The organism is Thioalkalivibrio sp. ALJ24 (assembly GCF_000377785.1).
In the GTDB taxonomy this organism is placed as follows: Bacteria; Pseudomonadota; Gammaproteobacteria; order Ectothiorhodospirales; family Ectothiorhodospiraceae; genus Thioalkalivibrio.
Genome location: NZ_KB898728.1, coordinates 151,699 through 167,547 on the forward strand (window position 1 = coordinate 151,699; position 15,849 = coordinate 167,547).

Here is a 15,849-nt window from a genome sequence, read left to right on the forward strand (position 1 = left end):
GCACGCGGACATCCCGCCCGCGGCAGCCGCAATGATAACCTGAGTCAGGATGCGATGGACGGAGGCCGCATGAGCGCGCTGGACCAGCAGCACGAGATTCTCAGCCGACTGATCGAGACCGGGGCGTTCCCGGACGGGGGGGCGAGCGAGCGCATCCGGCGCATCGAGACCCACATCTCCACCGTGATCCTGGCGGGCGACTGGGCGTGGAAGTTCAAGAAGCCGCTGGATCTGGGGTTCCTGGATTTCTCCACGCTCCAGGCGCGCCGGCATTACTGCGAAGAGGAGCTGACGATCAACCGGCGTCTCGCCCCGGAGATCTATCACGAGGTCGCCAGCGTCAATGGCGACCCGGAGCACCCGGTGATCAACGGGCCGGGCGAGGTGCTGGAATACGCGGTGCGCATGCGGCGCTTCGACCGCGAGCGCCAGCTGGACCGCCTACTGGAACGCGGCGCCCTGCCGCCGGAGGCGATGGATGCGCTGGGACGCTACATCGCCCGCTTCCACGAGGCAGTCGAACGCAGCACCCCGGATTCGCCCCACGGGACCCCGGAGGCCGCGGCGGCGCCGATGCGGGACAATTTCCCGAGCCTGTTCGAGTCGGCGCGTCAGTCCGGGGAACGCGCCCGGCTGCAGCGCCTGCAGGCCTGGAGCGAGGAGCAGCTCGACCGCCTGCGACCCCTGATGCAGGCGCGCCACGACAACGGGCAGGTACGCCACTGCCACGGTGACCTGCATCTGGGCAATATGGTCTACGTCGCCGCTGACGGGGCCGATCACGGGGAAGAGCGCCCGGTCGCATTCGACGCGATCGAATTCGACCCGGAACTGCGCTGGATCGACGTGATCTCCGAGATCGCCTTCACCACCATGGACCTGCTGGCTCGCGGGGCACCGGCGCACGCCTGGCGGCTGCTGAACGTGTGGCTGGAAGAGCGCGAGGACTTTGAAGGGCTGGCCCTGCTGCCGCTGTACCAGGTCTATCGGGCCCTGGTGCGGGCCAAGGTCCAGGGCATCCACGCGGCCGAGCCCAGCCTGCCGTCCGACGAGAAGGCCGCCCACCAGGCCGAGATGGGCCGTTACCTGGCCCTGGCCGAACGCCTGACCGAGGCCCGGCAGCCGCGCCTGGTGCTGATGCACGGGGTCTCCGGTTCCGGCAAGACCGTGATCAGCACCCGCGTGCTGCAGGCCCTGGGTGCGATCCGTTTGCGCTCCGATGTCGAACGCAAGCGCATGAATGATCAGGTGTCCTACAGTGAGGATGCCCGCGCGCGGATCTACGACCACCTGCTGCAGCGGGCCGGCGAACTGCTGGAACTGGGCCACACGGTGATCGTCGACGCCACCTTCCTCGAGCGCCGCCAGCGCGACCCGTTCCGCGAGCTGGCGGCGCGCAGGGGCATCGGGTTCGCCGTGGTCGCGTGCCACGCCGACGAGGATCTGCTGCGCGAGCGGCTGGAGGCGCGTGCCGCACAGGGGCGCGATGCCTCGGACGCCGATGTGTCGGTGATGCAACAGCAGCGCCCGCAGCAAGAATGGCCGGGGGCCGACGAGCACGCGGTGGAGGTCGGCCCCGGGCGACCGCTGGACGCCGAACGCCTGGCCCGGCACCTTGAATACCCGGCACCCTGACCCACTCCCGCAACCCGATAACGGAGCCCCCATGATCCCCGGACCCCGTGCCCCTCTCGCGGCCCCTCTCACAACCCTCGCCCGCGCCGGCATCGGCGGCGGGGCACTGCTGCTTCTGGCCGCGGCCCCGCTGAATGCGCAGGCCGATGCCCATCTGGGTTACGTCGACGACCAGGGCAACGAGAGCCCCATCCTGGTCCGCGGCGACACGGTGCGCATGGACCTGACCGAGGCCAACAGCGGCACGCGCGGCTTCATGCTGTTCGATGCGACCTCGGGGACCCTGACCGTGGTGGACGATGACCGCGAACACTACGTGGAGCTCACGCCCGAGGCCATGGACCAGCAGATCCGGGCCATGACCGACACCGTCAGCGACCTGCGCCAGCAGATGCAGCAGCTCCCGCCGGAGATGCGCGAACAGCTCGAGCGCGACCTCGGCCTGACGCCCGAAGGCTTCGAGGCCGAGATCTCCACCCGCCCCACCGGCGAGACCGAGGAGATCGCCGGATACGCCTGCGAGGCGAACGAGGTCTACGTGGGCGAACAGCCGCGCAGCAGTGTCTGCGTGGCCCCGCCCGAGGAGCTGGGCCTGGCCGCGGACGACTTCGCCACCCTGAGCGCCCTGATGGACCGGCTGCACGAACTCTCGCTGCGCGCGCTGGAGGCTGGCGGGCCGCTGACCGAACAGCTGGGTGGCTCCATGCTGCCGCGGGTGGACGGCGTACCACTGGAGGTCCGCGAACATAACGGCATCACCACGCAGCTGACCGAAGTGGATACGGCTACACTGGAAGCGAGCCTGTTCCGCATCCCGGAGGGCTACGCCCGCCAGGCTCTGCCGGAGAACCCCCCGGGCCCGGAAAACGTCAATTGACCGGGCCCCCAAGCGAGAGAGGAAAAACCCATGAACGCGATCCGGATCGCCCGCAAACTGATGGCCCCCGCGCTGTTCGCCCCCGCACTGTTAGCCCTCGTGTTCGCCCTGCCACTGACGGCGGCGGCCTACGAGGTGGTCGAGGAGAACGACGCGCGGGTGATCTACAGCACCGAGGCGGAATTCGACGAGATCTTCGAGATGATCGAATTCGCGATCGAATCCGAAGGCCTGGTGATCAACAACGTCGGCTATATCTCGCGGATGCTGGACCGCACTGCGGGCCAGGAGGCCGGGGAAGGCATCTACCTGGACGGACGGTCGTTGGATTTCTGCTCGGCCACCTATTCGCGCAACACCATGGAGGCCGACCCGCACAACATCACCTTCTGCCCGTACGTCATCACGGTCTACGAGCTCTCCGATGAGCCCGGCACCATCTACGTGAGTTATCAGCGGGTCCCGACGATCGGCGACGATGACTCGCGCGCCGCGCTGGAGGACGTGAACGAGCTGGTGGACCGCATCGTGATCGAGGCCATGATGTAAACCGCAAGCGGTCAACGCGCCGGCCGCACCGGCCGCCGCCAGCCGGCGGTGGCCCGGACGGCCGGCCGATTCAACCGGCGGCCGCGCGGTGCTCGTGCCTGCGCAGCCAGACCAGCACCTCGTCAGCCGGCAGGGCCGGACTGTAGAGGAAGCCCTGCCCCTCGTCGCAGCCCTGGGAACGCAGCCAGTTGGCCTGGGCCCGCGTCTCGATGCCTTCGGCGATCACCTCCAGATGCAGGTTGCGCGCCATGGCAATGATGGTCGCCGCGATCCAGCGCCCCTGCCCCTCGTGATCCACCTGCTCGACGAAACTGCGGTCGATCTTCAGCACGTCCAGCGGAAAGTTCTGCAGCGCTGCCAGTGACGAATAGCCGGTACCGAAATCGTCGATCGCCAGGCGCACGCCGAGGGTCTTGAGCGCCTGCAGCCGGGACACGGCCTGATCGCCCTGGATCATGATCGCGCTCTCGGTCACCTCCAGCTCCAGACGCTCCGCCGGGAAGCCGGTTTCCTCCAGAATCTCGCCCACTCGGCGCACCAGCTGCGGGTCGCGCAGTTGTACCGGCGACAGGTTGACCGCCACCACCAGGTCCCCGCGCACCTGTTCCAGCATCTGCACGCCGCGCTCGCAGGCCTCGCGCAGGATCCGCTCGCCCAGCGGGACGATCAACCCGGTCGCCTCCGCTACCGGGATGAAACGGTCGGGCGTGATGCCCTCGCCGTCCGGGGTGGCCCAGCGCGAGAGACACTCCACCCCGGTGGGCTGCCCGTCGCTCAGGCGCATCTGCGGCTGGAACTCCACATGCAGCTCGCCGGTTCCGGCGGCCAGTGCCTCGCGCAGCCGCCCCTCCAGCTCCAGTCGTTCGCTGGCCGCTCGGGTCAGCTCCGCACGGTAGAAGCTCCACATCTCGCGTTCGTCCTGCTTGGAGTGGAACATCGCCGCGTCGGCATGCTGAATCAGCGTGGTGGCGGTGTCTCCGTCATCCGGGAACCGCGCAATTCCGATGGAGGCATTCAGGTGTACGCTGCGCCCGCTGTCCAGCAGCATCGGGGCCTCCAGCGCGGAACGCAGCGTGCGCGCCATCTCGCCCAGGGTGTCGTCGTCGCGGGTGTGCTGACTGATCACCATGAACTCGTCGCCTCCCAGACGACCGAGGATATCCGGTGATGCGACCACCTCGCCCAGCCGCCGCGCGACCTCCACCAGGGCCTCGTCACCGGCCGGATGGCCGAGCGAATCGTTGACGTCCTTGAAACGATCCAGATCCAGACTCAGAACACCGAGGCTGCGACGCTCGGCGCGTGCTTCCTCGATGGCCCGCGACAGCAGCGTATGCAGCCGCGTGCGGTTGGGCAGATCGGTCAGGGGATCGTGTTCGGCGAGGTAGTTCAGCTCGCTCTCCGAGCGCTTGAGCTCGGACATGTCGGTGATGGTACCGGCGTAATAAATCGGCCGCCCGCGCTCGTCCGTCACGACGGACAGGCTCAGCCACTCGGGGTATATGGTGCCATCGCGGCGGCGGTTCCAGAGCTCCCCCGACCAGTAGCCGTTGCGTTCCAGCTCTTCCCACATCGCGTGATAGAAATCGCGGTCGTGATAGCCCGACTGCAGGATGCGCGGGTTCTGCCCCAGCACCTCCTCCTCCGGATACCCGGTGATCTCGGTGAAGGCCGGATTGACCGCCAGGATGCGCGAGGAAAGATCCGTGATCAGCACCCCGTCGCGGGTACTGCGGAATACCGCCTCCAGCCGGCGCAGCCCGGCCACCGTCTCGCGCCGCGACAGCGCCGCCCCCAGGCTGCTGGCAAAGATCCGCGCGACGCTGATGTCAGTGGCACTCCAGGCGCGCGCCCGCAGCTGGGTATCCACACCGACGAAGCCGCGGTACTCCCCCTCGACGAACACCGGCACCAGCAACAGCGACTGCAGCCCATGGATATTCAGGAGCTCCTGCTCCTGCGCGGGGAACTCCGCCCGCGTACCGGCCACCGCCTCACCCTCGCGCAGCCGGGCCGTCCAGCGTTCCGGCAGGGACTCCATTGACAGATTGCGCAGCGGGGGCGGGCGTACCGGGGTCGCCGGGTCGCTGCGCAGCCAGTAGTGCCGATGCGTCCCGGGCGTATCCGCCGCCCCATTCTCCTCCGAGGCCACCACCATGATCCAGGCCCGGTCACCGACCAGGGTCTCTCCCAGCCGCCCGAGCAGCGCGTTGAGCACGTCGCCCGGGCTCTCGGTCTGCAACAGAGTCAGCGTCATGCGCGCGGAGTCCTGCAGGGCCCGTTCGCGATGATCCAGCGCCCGCGCCGCATGCAGTTTCTGCACCGCCAGTCCGCTCAGCTGGGTGAACTCGTCGATCAGGCCGCGTTCCTCGTCACTGGGCTCGCGCGCCTCGGCCAGGTAGGTGGCCAGCGTGCCGAGCACCTCGCCGTCGTCATCGAAGAACGGGAACGACCAGCAGGCCTGCAGGCCCGCCGCGTCCATGGGCGCGTGCAGCCCTTCCCAGTACGGGTGGCTGGCGACCTCGGGCACCACCACCGACTCCCCGCGAAAGGCCGCCGTTCCACAGGACCCCACGCCCTCGCTGGCCGGGACCGGGCTGTGCAGCCACGGCAGCGATCGCGGCAGGGAGGGCGCCGACACGCATTCGAGCATGCCCGTCTCGCGATCGCGCAGCATGATCGACGCGGCTACCTCGGGCAGCAGCGACTCTACTTCCTGGATCACGTCCGAAAGGAACGCGGGGTCACGGGTTCCGGTCGCCAGCCGGTCCAGGATCCGCGCCCGCACCGTCGCCAGCCGCTGCTCGCGTACGCGGCGCGTGACGTCCACCAGGTTGCCGGAGAACCCGCTGGGGCGCGCGCCGGAGCCGTATTCGCAAACCCCCTGCAACTGCATCCAGTGGCGTCCGCCACCGCGGGTCAGGACGCCGATCGCGGCCTCTTCCGGCGCGCTTCCCGGTGAGATCTCGCCGCTCAGAACCGCCTCGACCCAAGGGTGGTCCCCGGCATCCACAAAGTCCGTCAGCGGCTGGCCCAGGACCTGTTCCACCGGCCGTCCGGTAACCCGGGTCCACGCCGGATTGAGGAAGGTCAGTCTCCCTCCGGCATCGGTCTGGAAGATGATGTCGCCGGCGCCTTCGATCACCTGGCGGTAGCGGCGTTCGCTCTCGGCCAGGGCCGCCTGCTCGCGGCGCAGCCGTCCGCGCGCGACCACCTGATCCACCAATACCGGCAGTCCCTTGAGATAGCCGCCGCTCTTGAGCACGTAATCGTCGACCCCCAGCCGCAGGGCCTGGGTGGCCAGCTCCTCGGTCCCCTGACCGGTCACCAGGATCACCGGGATGTCCATCCCGCGCTCCGCGCGGATGCGGCGCGCCAGCTCAAGCCCGTCCATGCCCGGGAGGCGGTAATCCAGCAGCAGGATGTCGGGGGCGATCTCCTCCCCCGCGGCGGCACCGTCCAGACGCCGCAGGACCTCGTCGGCCGAGCCCACGACCTCCATGCGCAGATGCGGCGCCGAGCGCGCGAATTCGCGTCGTGTCAGGGAGACATCGAAGCTGTTGTGCTCGGCGTACAGCACCCGGACCGGCTCGAGTTCCGCGTGCCGCTGCACGCGGCGATGCAGTGCGTCGCGCACCCGTGCCGGCAGTCGTTCCAGGTAGGAATCATTCTTGGGCAGGTAGTCATCGGCACCGATGCGAAAGGCCGTGACCACGGTTTCCTGTTCGCCGTGGCCGGTCATCACGATGATCGCCTCTTCGCGGCCGGCCTCGCGCAGCCGCGGGATCAGGTCCATGCCGTTGCCGTCCGGCAGCCGCAGATCCAGCAGCAGGCAGTCGAAACGGGTTTCCTCCAGCGCGGCCCAGGCCTCGGCGATCGAGCCCGCGGTGCGGATGTCCACACTTTCCTGTCCGCGGCTCAGCGCCCGGCGCTGAAGATCGGCGTCCACAGGGCTGTCTTCCACCAGCAGGATCTTCATGCGCGCGCCTCTTGCCGTCCCGGCGACATCAAATCCCTCGAGCCCCGCCGCCTCGTGACTTCAGTGTGGCATCTTCCCCGCGTGGAAACACTATCCATCGGCTCCGCAGGCCCATTTGCATCCGTCTTTGTCGGGTCCGTCACGTGGGGGGCTGATTGAGCACACACCAGTAAAGTTCGATCTGTTCGGCCACCTCCATGAACTTGTCGAAATCCACCGGTTTCACAATGTAGGAGTTGGCACCGTACTCATAGGCGCGGCGTACGTCGCCGTCATCCGCCGACGAGGTCAGCATCACCACCGGGATGCGCGCGCAGTCGGGATGGGCCCGGATGGCCTTCAGCACTTCGAGGCCATCCACCCGCGGCAGGCGGATATCCAGCAGGACCACGGCCGGTTCGGCCTCCTCGCCCTGACCCCAGCGATGCAGATGGCCGAGGGCTTCCTCGCCGTCGCGCGCAACCGTCAGCGGGTTGCTCAGCCGGCGCCGGCGGAAGGCATGCCGCATCAGGTCGAGGTCGACCGGGTTGTCCTCGACCACGAAAATCGGGGGCGGACCGCCGGCCGCCGGGGTCATTGCGGCAGCTCCACGCGGAAGGTCGCACCCTCGTCAGGGCGACTTTGCGTCTCGATCCGGGCATCCAGGCGGCGGGCGGCTCGGCGCACCAGGGCCAGGCCGACGCCGGTGCCGCCGTAGTCCTCGGCACGGTTCAGGCGCTGGAAGATCTCGAAGATGCGCTCCTGAAAAGCCTCGCTGAAGCCGATCCCGTTGTCTTCCACCTCCAGACGCACGTTCCCGGTCCGCCGCTGCCCGCGGATGCGGACCTGCGGCCGTTCACGGCCGGCACTGAACTTGAAGGCGTTCTCCAGCAGGTTGCGCAGGATCAGTCCCAGACCGTCGGGATCGGTCTCGATCTCCAGTTCCTCCGGCACGTCGATCGTGGCCGTGGCCGCCGCCGGGTATTCCGTCTCCAGGTTGCGCAGGATCTCTTCCACCAGCTCGCGCACGCGGATCCGGCGCTGCTCCAGCGGCCGCCGCTCCATATGCGAATAGGCGAGCAGGTCCCCGATGAGCTCGTTCATCTGTGTCACGCCCTCACGGATGCGGGTCAGGAACTCCCGGCCCTCGTCGTTCAGCCGTTCGCCGTGGTCGGCCTCCAGCAGACGGCTGTACCCTTCGATACCGCGCAGCGGGGCCTTGAGGTCATGCGACACCGCGTAGGAGAACGATTCCAGTTCCTGATTGGCGGCCTGCAGCTCGGCCGTACGCTGCTGCACCCGGCGCTCCAGATCGGCATTCAGGGCCCGCAGTTCCAGTTCGGCCTGACGCAACTCGGTGACATCCAGAGCGGTCCCGCGCACGCTCCAGCCGTCCGCGCCCCCCCGAAGCGGCCGCTGGATGCTGAATCGCAGCCAGGTCTCGGGGCCGCGTGACGGGTGACGCCGCACCTGCAGGCATTGCCTTTCCGGCGGCGTGCCAGCCGCCATGTCGCGCAGGGCGGTGGCCAGCCGCGGACCGTCCGCGGTGGCCGTATCGAGGTCGCGCTGCAAAAGCGTCGGGACGTCCGGCTCGGGACTGTCCGGCGCATGCCCCAGCAGCCGGAACAGCTGCTCCGACCACCAGAACCCGTTGTCCGGATCGTACTCCCAGATCCCCAGCCCGGCGTCCCGCTCCGCGCGTTCCAGCCGCTCCATCTGCCGCTCGCGCTCCTCCTCCAGATGCCGGCGTTCGGTGATGTCCAGCAGCACTCCGTGGATGCGGGTCACCTGCCCGTGCACATCGCGACTGAGCCAGGTCCGGTCCTCCACCCAGACCACGCCGCGCCGCGGCAGCACCAGACGGTAGATCTGGGTATATTCGTCCGGGCCCTGTTCGATGTGGTGCTGCACGTCTTCCACAATGACCGGCAGATCCTCATGGTGGATCAGGCTCGCGTAATCCGACGTGCCCGCCAGCAGAGCCTCGCGCTCCAGACCCCAGCGCTCGGCATTCGAAGACACGTAGGTCACAGGCCAGCCGGGGGATGCCTGCCACTCGATCGCCAGCACCGGAGAATGCTCGAGGATACGCTCGACCCGGCGCGCCTCGCGCGCCTGACGGTCCCGCGCAGCCAGCGAGGGATGGATCAGCAGGAACAGCAGCCCGGCCGTCACCAGCACGTAGGCCCAGCCCTTCCAGGTCTGCAGCCGGGACAGCAGCTCCAGATCGTCCACCAGCGCCAGCAACGCCTGATCGGAAAACGCGATCCAGGTCAGACCGACCGCCAGGTAGGTCAGGGTGATGCCCAGCGCCGTCATTGCGGCTCCGTGCCGCATACGCATGGCCGGATGCTTCGCGCCTGTCATGCCGTCCTCCCGGGGTCCACCGCCTGTCTTCCCCGAGGATCGCCCGACCGTTGCCGGGGCGCAACATTTCGCCGCATGCCGGGCGCGCGATGTTATCCTCCGCGTTCTCCCAACACCCGCTGATCGCCCCATGTTCAAGACCCTGGAAAAGGCCCCCGCCGGGCAGCGCCAACCCCTCGCCGAGGTCCTGGAGCGCGTGCGCTTCAACGCCGACGGCCTGATCCCGGCCATTGCCCAGCAGGAAGACAGCGGCGAGGTCCTGATGATGGCCTGGATGAACCGCGAGGCCCTGGAGGAGACCCTGCGCACCGGACGGGTCTGCTACTGGTCGCGTTCGCGCGGGGCGCTGTGGCGCAAGGGCGAGTCCTCCGGGCAGGTCCAGCAGCTGCGGTCGCTGCATCTGGACTGCGACGGCGACACCGTGCTGGCGAAGGTCGATCAGACCGGCCCCGCCTGCCACACCGGCCGGCGCAGCTGCTTCTATCTGCAGGTCGACGGCGATCAGGTCGCCGTGACCAGCGACCCGCAGATCGACCCCGAGACCCTCTACGGCGCCTCCTGAAACCGCGACAAGGAACACCGAACATGGCCGACGCCAGCGCACCGCAGCTCGTCATCCACAACACCCTCGGGGGGCAGCGCGAGCCCTTCGTCCCCGCCAACCCGCGGCGGGTGACGATGTATGTCTGCGGGCCGACCGTGTACAACCGCGTGCATGTGGGCAACGGCCGGCCGGTGGTGGTGTTCGACGTGCTGTTCCGCGTGCTGCGCGCACTCTACGGACCGGAGCACGTGGTCTACGCCCGCAACATCACCGACGTGGACGACAAGATCAATCAGGCCGCGCGCGACAACGGCGAACCCATCGCCGCGCTGACCGAACGCTTCACCCGGGCCTTCCACGAGGACATCGCCCGGCTCGGCACCCTGGAGCCGACCCTCGAGCCCCGGGCCACCGATCACATCGCCGAGATGATCGCCCTGATCGAGGATCTGCTCGCGCGCGGCCACGCCTACGCGGCGGACGGCCACGTGCTGTTCGACGTAACCTCTTACCCTGCCTACGGCGCCCTGTCCGGGCGCACCCTGGAGGCGATGCAGGCCGGGGCCCGGGTGGAAGTCGCCGACTACAAGCGCCATCCCGGCGACTTCGTGCTGTGGAAGCCGGCCGGCGCGGACGAACCCGGCTGGGACAGCCCCTGGGGCAACGGCCGCCCGGGCTGGCACCTGGAATGCACCGCGATGATCCGCACCCACCTCGGGCACGCGATCGACCTGCACGGCGGCGGCCACGACCTGGTGTTTCCGCACCACGAGAACGAGATCGCCCAGGGCTGCGCGGCCGCGGGCTGCGAGGAACACGGCGGCCATTACGCCCGCTACTGGATGCACAACGGGCACGTGACCATCGAAGGCGAGAAGATGTCCAAGTCGCTGGGCAACTTCCGCCTGCTGCACGATCTGCTGCAGGTCTGGCCCGGGGAGGTGCTGCGCCTGGCGCTGCTGTCGCGCCACTACCGCGCGCCACTCAACTTCTCCGAGGACACCCTGGAACAGAGTCGCAACGCACTGGACGGTCTCTACCGGGTGCTGCGCGAGCATGCGGACATCGAGGCGCTCCCCGCCGAGGCCGGTGACACCCCGGTCTTCGCCGCCCTGCTGGACGACCTCGACACCGCCGGGGCGATCACCGCCCTGCACCGCATGGCGGATGCCCTGCAGGCCGCGGGTGACGCGGACGAACGGGCCCGCCGCAAGGGCGAACTGCTGGCCGGCGCCGGACTGCTGGGCCTGCTGCAGCAGGAACCCGAGGCCTGGTTCCGCGGCGACGCGGCGCAGGACGAAGACCTCGCCGCCTGGGTGGAGGAGCGCATCGCCGCGCGCGCCGAGGCGCGGCGCGCGCGCGATTTCGCCACCGCCGACGCGATCCGCGACGAGCTGACCGCCAGCGGCATCGAACTGGAGGACACCCCGGATGGCACCCGCTGGCAGCGCGCCTGAACGGGGTCTCCGCAGCGACGTCCGGGCACGCGCCCGGCTGGCGCCGGCATTTCTGCTGGCAGTGGCGGCCGGTCTGCCCGCGATGGCCGCGGCCCACCCGCATGCCTGGATCGACCTGCGCGTGACCCTCGACTTCGACGCCGACGGCCGGCTGGCCTCGATGCACCAGCTGTGGGTGATCGACCCGACCTACAGCCACATGCTGCTGGAGGACATGACCCGCGACATGGACGGCGACGCCGGCATCGACTCGGTGCTAGAAAAGGTCGGCCCGCGCATGCTCGACAACCTCGCCGAATACGACCACTTCACCGAGCTGGAGGTCGCGGGCGAGACCCGCGAAACCCCGCCGGCGCAGGCCCCCGATCTGCAGCTGCGGGACCGTCGCCTGCATCTGGGCTTCGAGCTCCCGCTGGACGAACTCGACGTCGATACGGACACCGAATTCAGCTATCGGGTGTACGACCCGACCTACTGGATCGAGGTGCGTCACGACCCCGATGACGTGATCCAGGTCAATAACGGCGGCTGCCGGGTCGACCTGCGCGAGGCCCGCCCGGATCCGCAGCTGGTGCGCTACGCCGCCACCCTGGAACGCGACTCGCGCAGCCCGGTCGAAGACCTCGGGCGCCATTTCGCCGAGATCGCGAGCCTGGAATGTGACTGACGCCGGTTCCCGAACGAATCATCGCTGTTATACCATAACGCAATCATGAGACCCGTGACCCGGCCATCCTCCTCTCGCACGGGGGCCCTGCTCCTGTTCCTGCTGCTGCTCGGGCTGCTGCCCGCGCTGGCCACGGCCGGCCACCCGCTGGGCGGCGGCGCGGAAGAAGAGAGCGCACCGGAACCCGATCCCGACGCCCCGGGCCTCGCCGATCCGCCGGCGGAGCTCGCCGACCCCGACGCCGGGGAAGAATGGCCGGTGGACGACGAGGCGGGCCCGCTGGAACGCCTGGTGGGCTGGGTGCTGCAGACCCAGCGCCAGCTGCATCGCGACCTGACTCAGGGACTGCACGGCCTGCGCGACGCCCCCTCGGCGCAGGCCGGGGGCCTGCTGATCCTGGTCAGCTTCCTCTACGGCGTGTTCCATGCCGCCGGCCCCGGGCATGGCAAGGCGGTGATCACGACCTACCTGCTGACCCAGCCACAGAACCTGCGCCGGGGCATCGCGCTGTCCACCCTGTCGGCGCTGGCCCAGGGGCTGACCGCGATCCTGCTGGTGGGTGTGCTGGTCGGCATCCTCGGCTGGCTGACGCGCGAGACCCTGGGCCAGGTGCGCCACCTGGAGGTCGCCAGCTTCGCGCTGGTGGGACTGCTGGGCGTATGGCTGATGTGGCGCGGCCTGCGCCAGGCCTGGCGGCGCCGGCGCGCGGCCGCGAACGCGCACCATGACCCCGGGCACCACCACGAACATGCCCATGATCATGACCACGGGCACGATCATGACCACGACTGCGGTTGCGGCACACCCCACCACGTCGACCCCGACCACCGGGGCACCTGGTGGGGCACGGTGCTGGCAGTGGGGATCCGGCCCTGCTCGGGGGCGGTGCTGATCCTCGCGGTCTCGGTCGCGGTGGGTCTGGTCTGGGCCGGGGTCGCGGCAGTGCTCGCGATGTCGCTGGGGACCGCGATCACGGTCTCGGTGCTCGCCGCCCTGGCGGTGTATGCCCGCGACTGGACACGGCGACGCTTCGCCGGCACCCGCGCGGCCGGCCTGACCTGGATCGGCCCCGCCTTCGGTCTCGCCGGCGGCGCCGTCATCGCGGTACTGGGCTTCAGCCTGGTGCTGGGTGCGGTGGCCGCCGGCCCGGCGATGCACCCGCTGGGGATGTAGCCAGGAGGTTTCGCGTTGCCCTTGCCCCGGGGCCGGTCGGTCCTCTAACTTGCGAGGCGAGACCAGTCCTGCGAGACGCCGCATGTCCTACGCCCAGGTCCACCCGGGGACCATCCGTCCGGAAGACGCCCCCTCCCTGCCCGCGCTGTTCCGCGCCCGTGTGGCCGCGACCCCGGACGCCCCGGCCTATCGCCAGTTCGATCCCGAGCGCGAGGACTGGACCTCCACTACCTGGGACGAGATGGGCCGCATGGTCGACCGCTGGCAGGCGGCGCTGGCCACCGAAGGGCTGCGCCCGGGCGATCGGGTGGCCATCATGGTCGGCAATTCCCGCGAGTGGATCGCGGCCGACCTCTCGGCCATGGAGATGGGCCTGGTCACGGTACCGCTTTATACCGACGACCGCCCGGAAAACGTCACCTACATCGTCGGTCAGACCCAGGCCCGCGCCCTGCTGATCGGCGACACCGTGCACGGGCGCCGCCTGATGGAGCATCTGGAGAAGATGCCGTCGCTCAAGCGGGTGGTACGCCTGACCGAAGGCAACGACGTCCCCGCCAGTTCCCGGGTCACAGGCCTGGAGTCGTGGCTGGAGACCGGTGAGCCGGATGCGATTCACTATCCGGAACTGGAGCCGGATGCGCTGGCCACCATCGTCTACACCTCGGGCACCACCGGGCGTCCGAAGGGCGTGATGCTGTCGCACCGCAACATCCTGGAGAACGCCTGGGCCTCGTCGCTGACCGGCCCGCTGGGACCGTCCGACCGGTTCCTGTCGTTCCTGCCGTTGTCGCACATGCTGGAGCGCACGGCCGGCTGCTACATGCCCATGATGGTCGGGGCCGAGGTCGCCTTCGCCCGCTCGATCCAGCGGCTCGGCGAGGATCTGCAGACCATCCGGCCGACCGTGCTGATCTCGGTGCCACGGATCTACGAGCGCGTGCACGGCCGCATCCGCGCCGGGCTGCGGCAGAAGTCGGCCGTGGGGCGCTGGCTGTTCGAAAAGACCGTCTCCGTTGGCTGGCGACGTTTCGAACACCAGCAAGGGCGCGCTGGCTGGTCCCCCGGCTTCCTGCTGTGGCCGCTGCTCGACCGCCTGGTCGCGCGCAAGGTGCTCGACCGCCTGGGCGGCCAGGTGCGTTTCGCGGTCTGCGGCGGGGCCCCGCTGCCCCCGCCGGTCGCGCAGCTGTTCATCGGCCTCGGGCTGCCGGTGCTGCACGGCTACGGCATGACCGAGGCCGGGCCGGTGGTCACCGTGAACACCCCGGACGACAACCTGCCGGCCTCCATCGGCAAGCCGCTGAAGGACGTCGAGGTACGCATCGGCGACAACCAGGAACTGCAGACGCGCTCGAACTGCGTGATGCTGGGCTACTGGAAGAACGAGGAGGCCACGCGCGAGACCATCGACGCCGAGGGCTGGCTGCGCAGCGGCGACCAGGCGCGCATCGACGACTCGGGCCACGTGTTCATCACCGGCCGGATCAAGGACATCCTGGTGCTGACCAACGGCGAGAAGGTGCCCCCGGCGGACATGGAGATGGCCATCGGCCTCGACGGCCTGTTCGACCAGATCATGGTGGTCGGCGACGGCCACCCGTTCCTGACTGCGCTGATGGTGCCGGAACCGGACGCCTGGCAGACCTTCGCCTCCGACCAGGGGATCGATCCGGCGACCGCCGGCGAACCGCCGCGCAAGGTGGAACGCGCGATCCTTGACCGCATTCACCACCAGCTGGCGGATTTCCCCGGGTATGCCCGTATCCGCCACGTCTACGTGATTCACGAACCCTGGACGGTAGAGAACGGGATGATGACCCCGACCATGAAGCTCAAGCGCCCGGTCGTCCAGGAGCACTACCGCGAGGCGATCGAGAGCATGTACGAGGGGCGCGACCGCTGAACGGCCGGCCCCGCTGCCCCCTGCGGGACGGGTGTGACTCAGCGTTCGCCGACCGGGTCGCCGCCGGACTCGTCATCTTCCGTCCCGTCCCCGCTCCCATCCGGCACGGCAGCCGGTTCATCGGAGCCCTCCGGAGCCAGCGTCAGGCCGGCATCCGACGCCACATCGGCCAGATCACGGATCGCATCCAGCGGCGGCAGCTGGTCCAGCGTCTGCAGCCCGAGGTCATCGAGGAAGGTGCGGGTCGTGCCGTACAGCGCGGGGCGCCCCGGCAGTTCCTTGTGCCCGACGACGTAGATCCATTCGCGTTCCTGCAGTCCGCGCATGATGCCGGAGCTGACCGCGACCCCGCGCACCGATTCGATCTCCGCGCGGGTGACGGGCTGGCGATAGGCGATGATCGCCAGGGTCTCGAGCAGCGCGCGCGACAGCCGCTGCGGGCGTTCCGGCCGCGCCGCGCGCACGCTGCCCGAGTACTGCGGCCGTACGCGAAAACGGTAACCGCCGGCCGAGCGCACCAGTTCGATCGCGCGGTCGGAATAGCGTGCGTCCAGACGTGCCAGCGCCGCCTCCACCGCCGCGCGGTCGGTTTGTCCCAGTTCCGCACAGGCAGCACGCAAATCGCGCAGGGGTACGGGTTCGTCGGCGGCGAACAGAACCGCCTCCAGCGTCAGCTCCAGCGCGTCGGGCGCATCGTGTCGGGACATCGGCCCTCCCGG

The 15,849-nt window shown here is 69.3% G+C and carries 12 protein-coding genes; 8 read left to right on the plus strand and 4 right to left on the minus strand.

Translation table 11 applies throughout. The features are described from left to right. The first annotated feature begins 69 nt into the window (after positions 1 to 69). The 3 genes from D571_RS0108125 to D571_RS0108135 are packed head-to-tail and all read left to right on the plus strand — an operon-like array spanning position 70 to position 3,061. A complete protein-coding gene (locus D571_RS0108125; protein WP_018936183.1) occupies positions 70 to 1,635 on the plus strand; it encodes a bifunctional aminoglycoside phosphotransferase/ATP-binding protein in 1,566 nt (521 codons plus the stop codon). Between the two features lie 31 nt (positions 1,636 to 1,666). Next, positions 1,667 to 2,512, plus strand: a complete 846-nt coding sequence (locus D571_RS0108130; RefSeq protein ID WP_018936184.1) for a DUF4412 domain-containing protein — start codon at positions 1,667 to 1,669, stop codon at positions 2,510 to 2,512. A 60-nt stretch (positions 2,513 to 2,572) separates the two neighbouring features. Then, complete coding sequence (locus D571_RS0108135) at positions 2,573 to 3,061, plus strand: DUF302 domain-containing protein (protein ID WP_156815770.1); 489 nt, start codon at positions 2,573 to 2,575, stop codon at positions 3,059 to 3,061. A gap of 70 nt (positions 3,062 to 3,131) precedes the next feature. Here the strand turns inward: D571_RS0108135 and D571_RS0108140 are convergent, their stop codons facing one another. The 3 genes from D571_RS0108140 to D571_RS0108150 form a co-directional block, all read right to left on the minus strand. Further along, positions 3,132 to 7,040 carry an EAL domain-containing protein gene (locus D571_RS0108140; RefSeq protein WP_018936186.1) on the minus strand — a complete coding sequence of 1,303 codons (3,909 nt, stop codon included), beginning with the start codon at positions 7,038 to 7,040 and terminating at the stop codon, positions 3,132 to 3,134. Positions 7,041 to 7,179: 139 nt separating this feature from the next. Beyond that, positions 7,180 to 7,617: a response regulator gene (locus D571_RS0108145; RefSeq protein ID WP_018936187.1), complete on the minus strand. Its 438-nt coding sequence runs from the start codon at positions 7,615 to 7,617 to the stop codon at positions 7,180 to 7,182. Next, positions 7,614 to 9,338 carry an ATP-binding protein gene (locus D571_RS0108150; protein ID WP_018936188.1) on the minus strand — a complete coding sequence of 575 codons (1,725 nt, stop codon included), beginning with the start codon at positions 9,336 to 9,338 and terminating at the stop codon, positions 7,614 to 7,616. Before D571_RS0108150 ends, D571_RS0108145 begins: the two co-directional genes overlap by 4 nt. Positions 9,339 to 9,516: 178 nt before the next feature. On the opposite strand from D571_RS0108150, the gene hisI reads away from it, so the two are divergent. From hisI to D571_RS0108175, 5 genes are all read left to right on the plus strand, one after another. Continuing rightward, positions 9,517 to 9,948 (plus strand): phosphoribosyl-AMP cyclohydrolase, encoded by a 432-nt coding sequence (gene hisI / locus D571_RS0108155; protein ID WP_018936189.1) that lies wholly within the window; start codon positions 9,517 to 9,519, stop codon positions 9,946 to 9,948. A 23-nt stretch (positions 9,949 to 9,971) separates the two neighbouring features. Then, positions 9,972 to 11,387, plus strand: a complete 1,416-nt coding sequence (gene cysS, locus D571_RS0108160) for a cysteine--tRNA ligase (RefSeq protein WP_018936190.1) — start codon at positions 9,972 to 9,974, stop codon at positions 11,385 to 11,387. After that, complete coding sequence (locus D571_RS0108165) at positions 11,362 to 12,054, plus strand: DUF1007 family protein (protein ID WP_018936191.1); 693 nt, start codon at positions 11,362 to 11,364, stop codon at positions 12,052 to 12,054. The genes cysS and D571_RS0108165 overlap by 26 nt, the downstream gene beginning before the upstream one ends. A 45-nt stretch (positions 12,055 to 12,099) precedes the next feature. After that, positions 12,100 to 13,227, plus strand: a complete 1,128-nt coding sequence (locus tag D571_RS0108170; RefSeq protein WP_051076167.1) for a nickel/cobalt transporter — start codon at positions 12,100 to 12,102, stop codon at positions 13,225 to 13,227. An 82-nt stretch (positions 13,228 to 13,309) separates the two neighbouring features. Further along, positions 13,310 to 15,130: a long-chain fatty acid--CoA ligase gene (locus tag D571_RS0108175; RefSeq protein WP_018936193.1), complete on the plus strand. Its 1,821-nt coding sequence runs from the start codon at positions 13,310 to 13,312 to the stop codon at positions 15,128 to 15,130. A 38-nt stretch (positions 15,131 to 15,168) separates the two neighbouring features. Here D571_RS0108175 and scpB read toward each other — a convergent pair whose 3' ends face one another. Continuing rightward, positions 15,169 to 15,837, minus strand: a complete 669-nt coding sequence (scpB, locus tag D571_RS0108180; RefSeq protein ID WP_018936194.1) for an SMC-Scp complex subunit ScpB — start codon at positions 15,835 to 15,837, stop codon at positions 15,169 to 15,171. Positions 15,838 to 15,849: the final 12 nt, after the last annotated feature.

Coding starts and splice junctions, on each gene's coding strand:
- D571_RS0108125 (WP_018936183.1), top strand. CDS start 70: ATGAGCGCGCTGGACCAGCAGCACGAGATTCTCAGCCGACTGATCGAG.
- D571_RS0108130 (WP_018936184.1), top strand. CDS start 1,667: ATGATCCCCGGACCCCGTGCCCCTCTCGCGGCCCCTCTCACAACCCTC.
- D571_RS0108135 (WP_156815770.1), top strand. CDS start 2,573: ATGGCCCCCGCGCTGTTCGCCCCCGCACTGTTAGCCCTCGTGTTCGCC.
- D571_RS0108140 (WP_018936186.1), bottom strand. CDS start 7,040: ATGAAGATCCTGCTGGTGGAAGACAGCCCTGTGGACGCCGATCTTCAG.
- D571_RS0108145 (WP_018936187.1), bottom strand. CDS start 7,617: ATGACCCCGGCGGCCGGCGGTCCGCCCCCGATTTTCGTGGTCGAGGAC.
- D571_RS0108150 (WP_018936188.1), bottom strand. CDS start 9,338: ATGACGGCGCTGGGCATCACCCTGACCTACCTGGCGGTCGGTCTGACC.
- hisI (WP_018936189.1), top strand. CDS start 9,517: ATGTTCAAGACCCTGGAAAAGGCCCCCGCCGGGCAGCGCCAACCCCTC.
- cysS (WP_018936190.1), top strand. CDS start 9,972: ATGGCCGACGCCAGCGCACCGCAGCTCGTCATCCACAACACCCTCGGG.
- D571_RS0108165 (WP_018936191.1), top strand. CDS start 11,362: ATGGCACCCGCTGGCAGCGCGCCTGAACGGGGTCTCCGCAGCGACGTC.
- D571_RS0108170 (WP_051076167.1), top strand. CDS start 12,100: ATGAGACCCGTGACCCGGCCATCCTCCTCTCGCACGGGGGCCCTGCTC.
- D571_RS0108175 (WP_018936193.1), top strand. CDS start 13,310: ATGTCCTACGCCCAGGTCCACCCGGGGACCATCCGTCCGGAAGACGCC.
- scpB (WP_018936194.1), bottom strand. CDS start 15,837: ATGTCCCGACACGATGCGCCCGACGCGCTGGAGCTGACGCTGGAGGCG.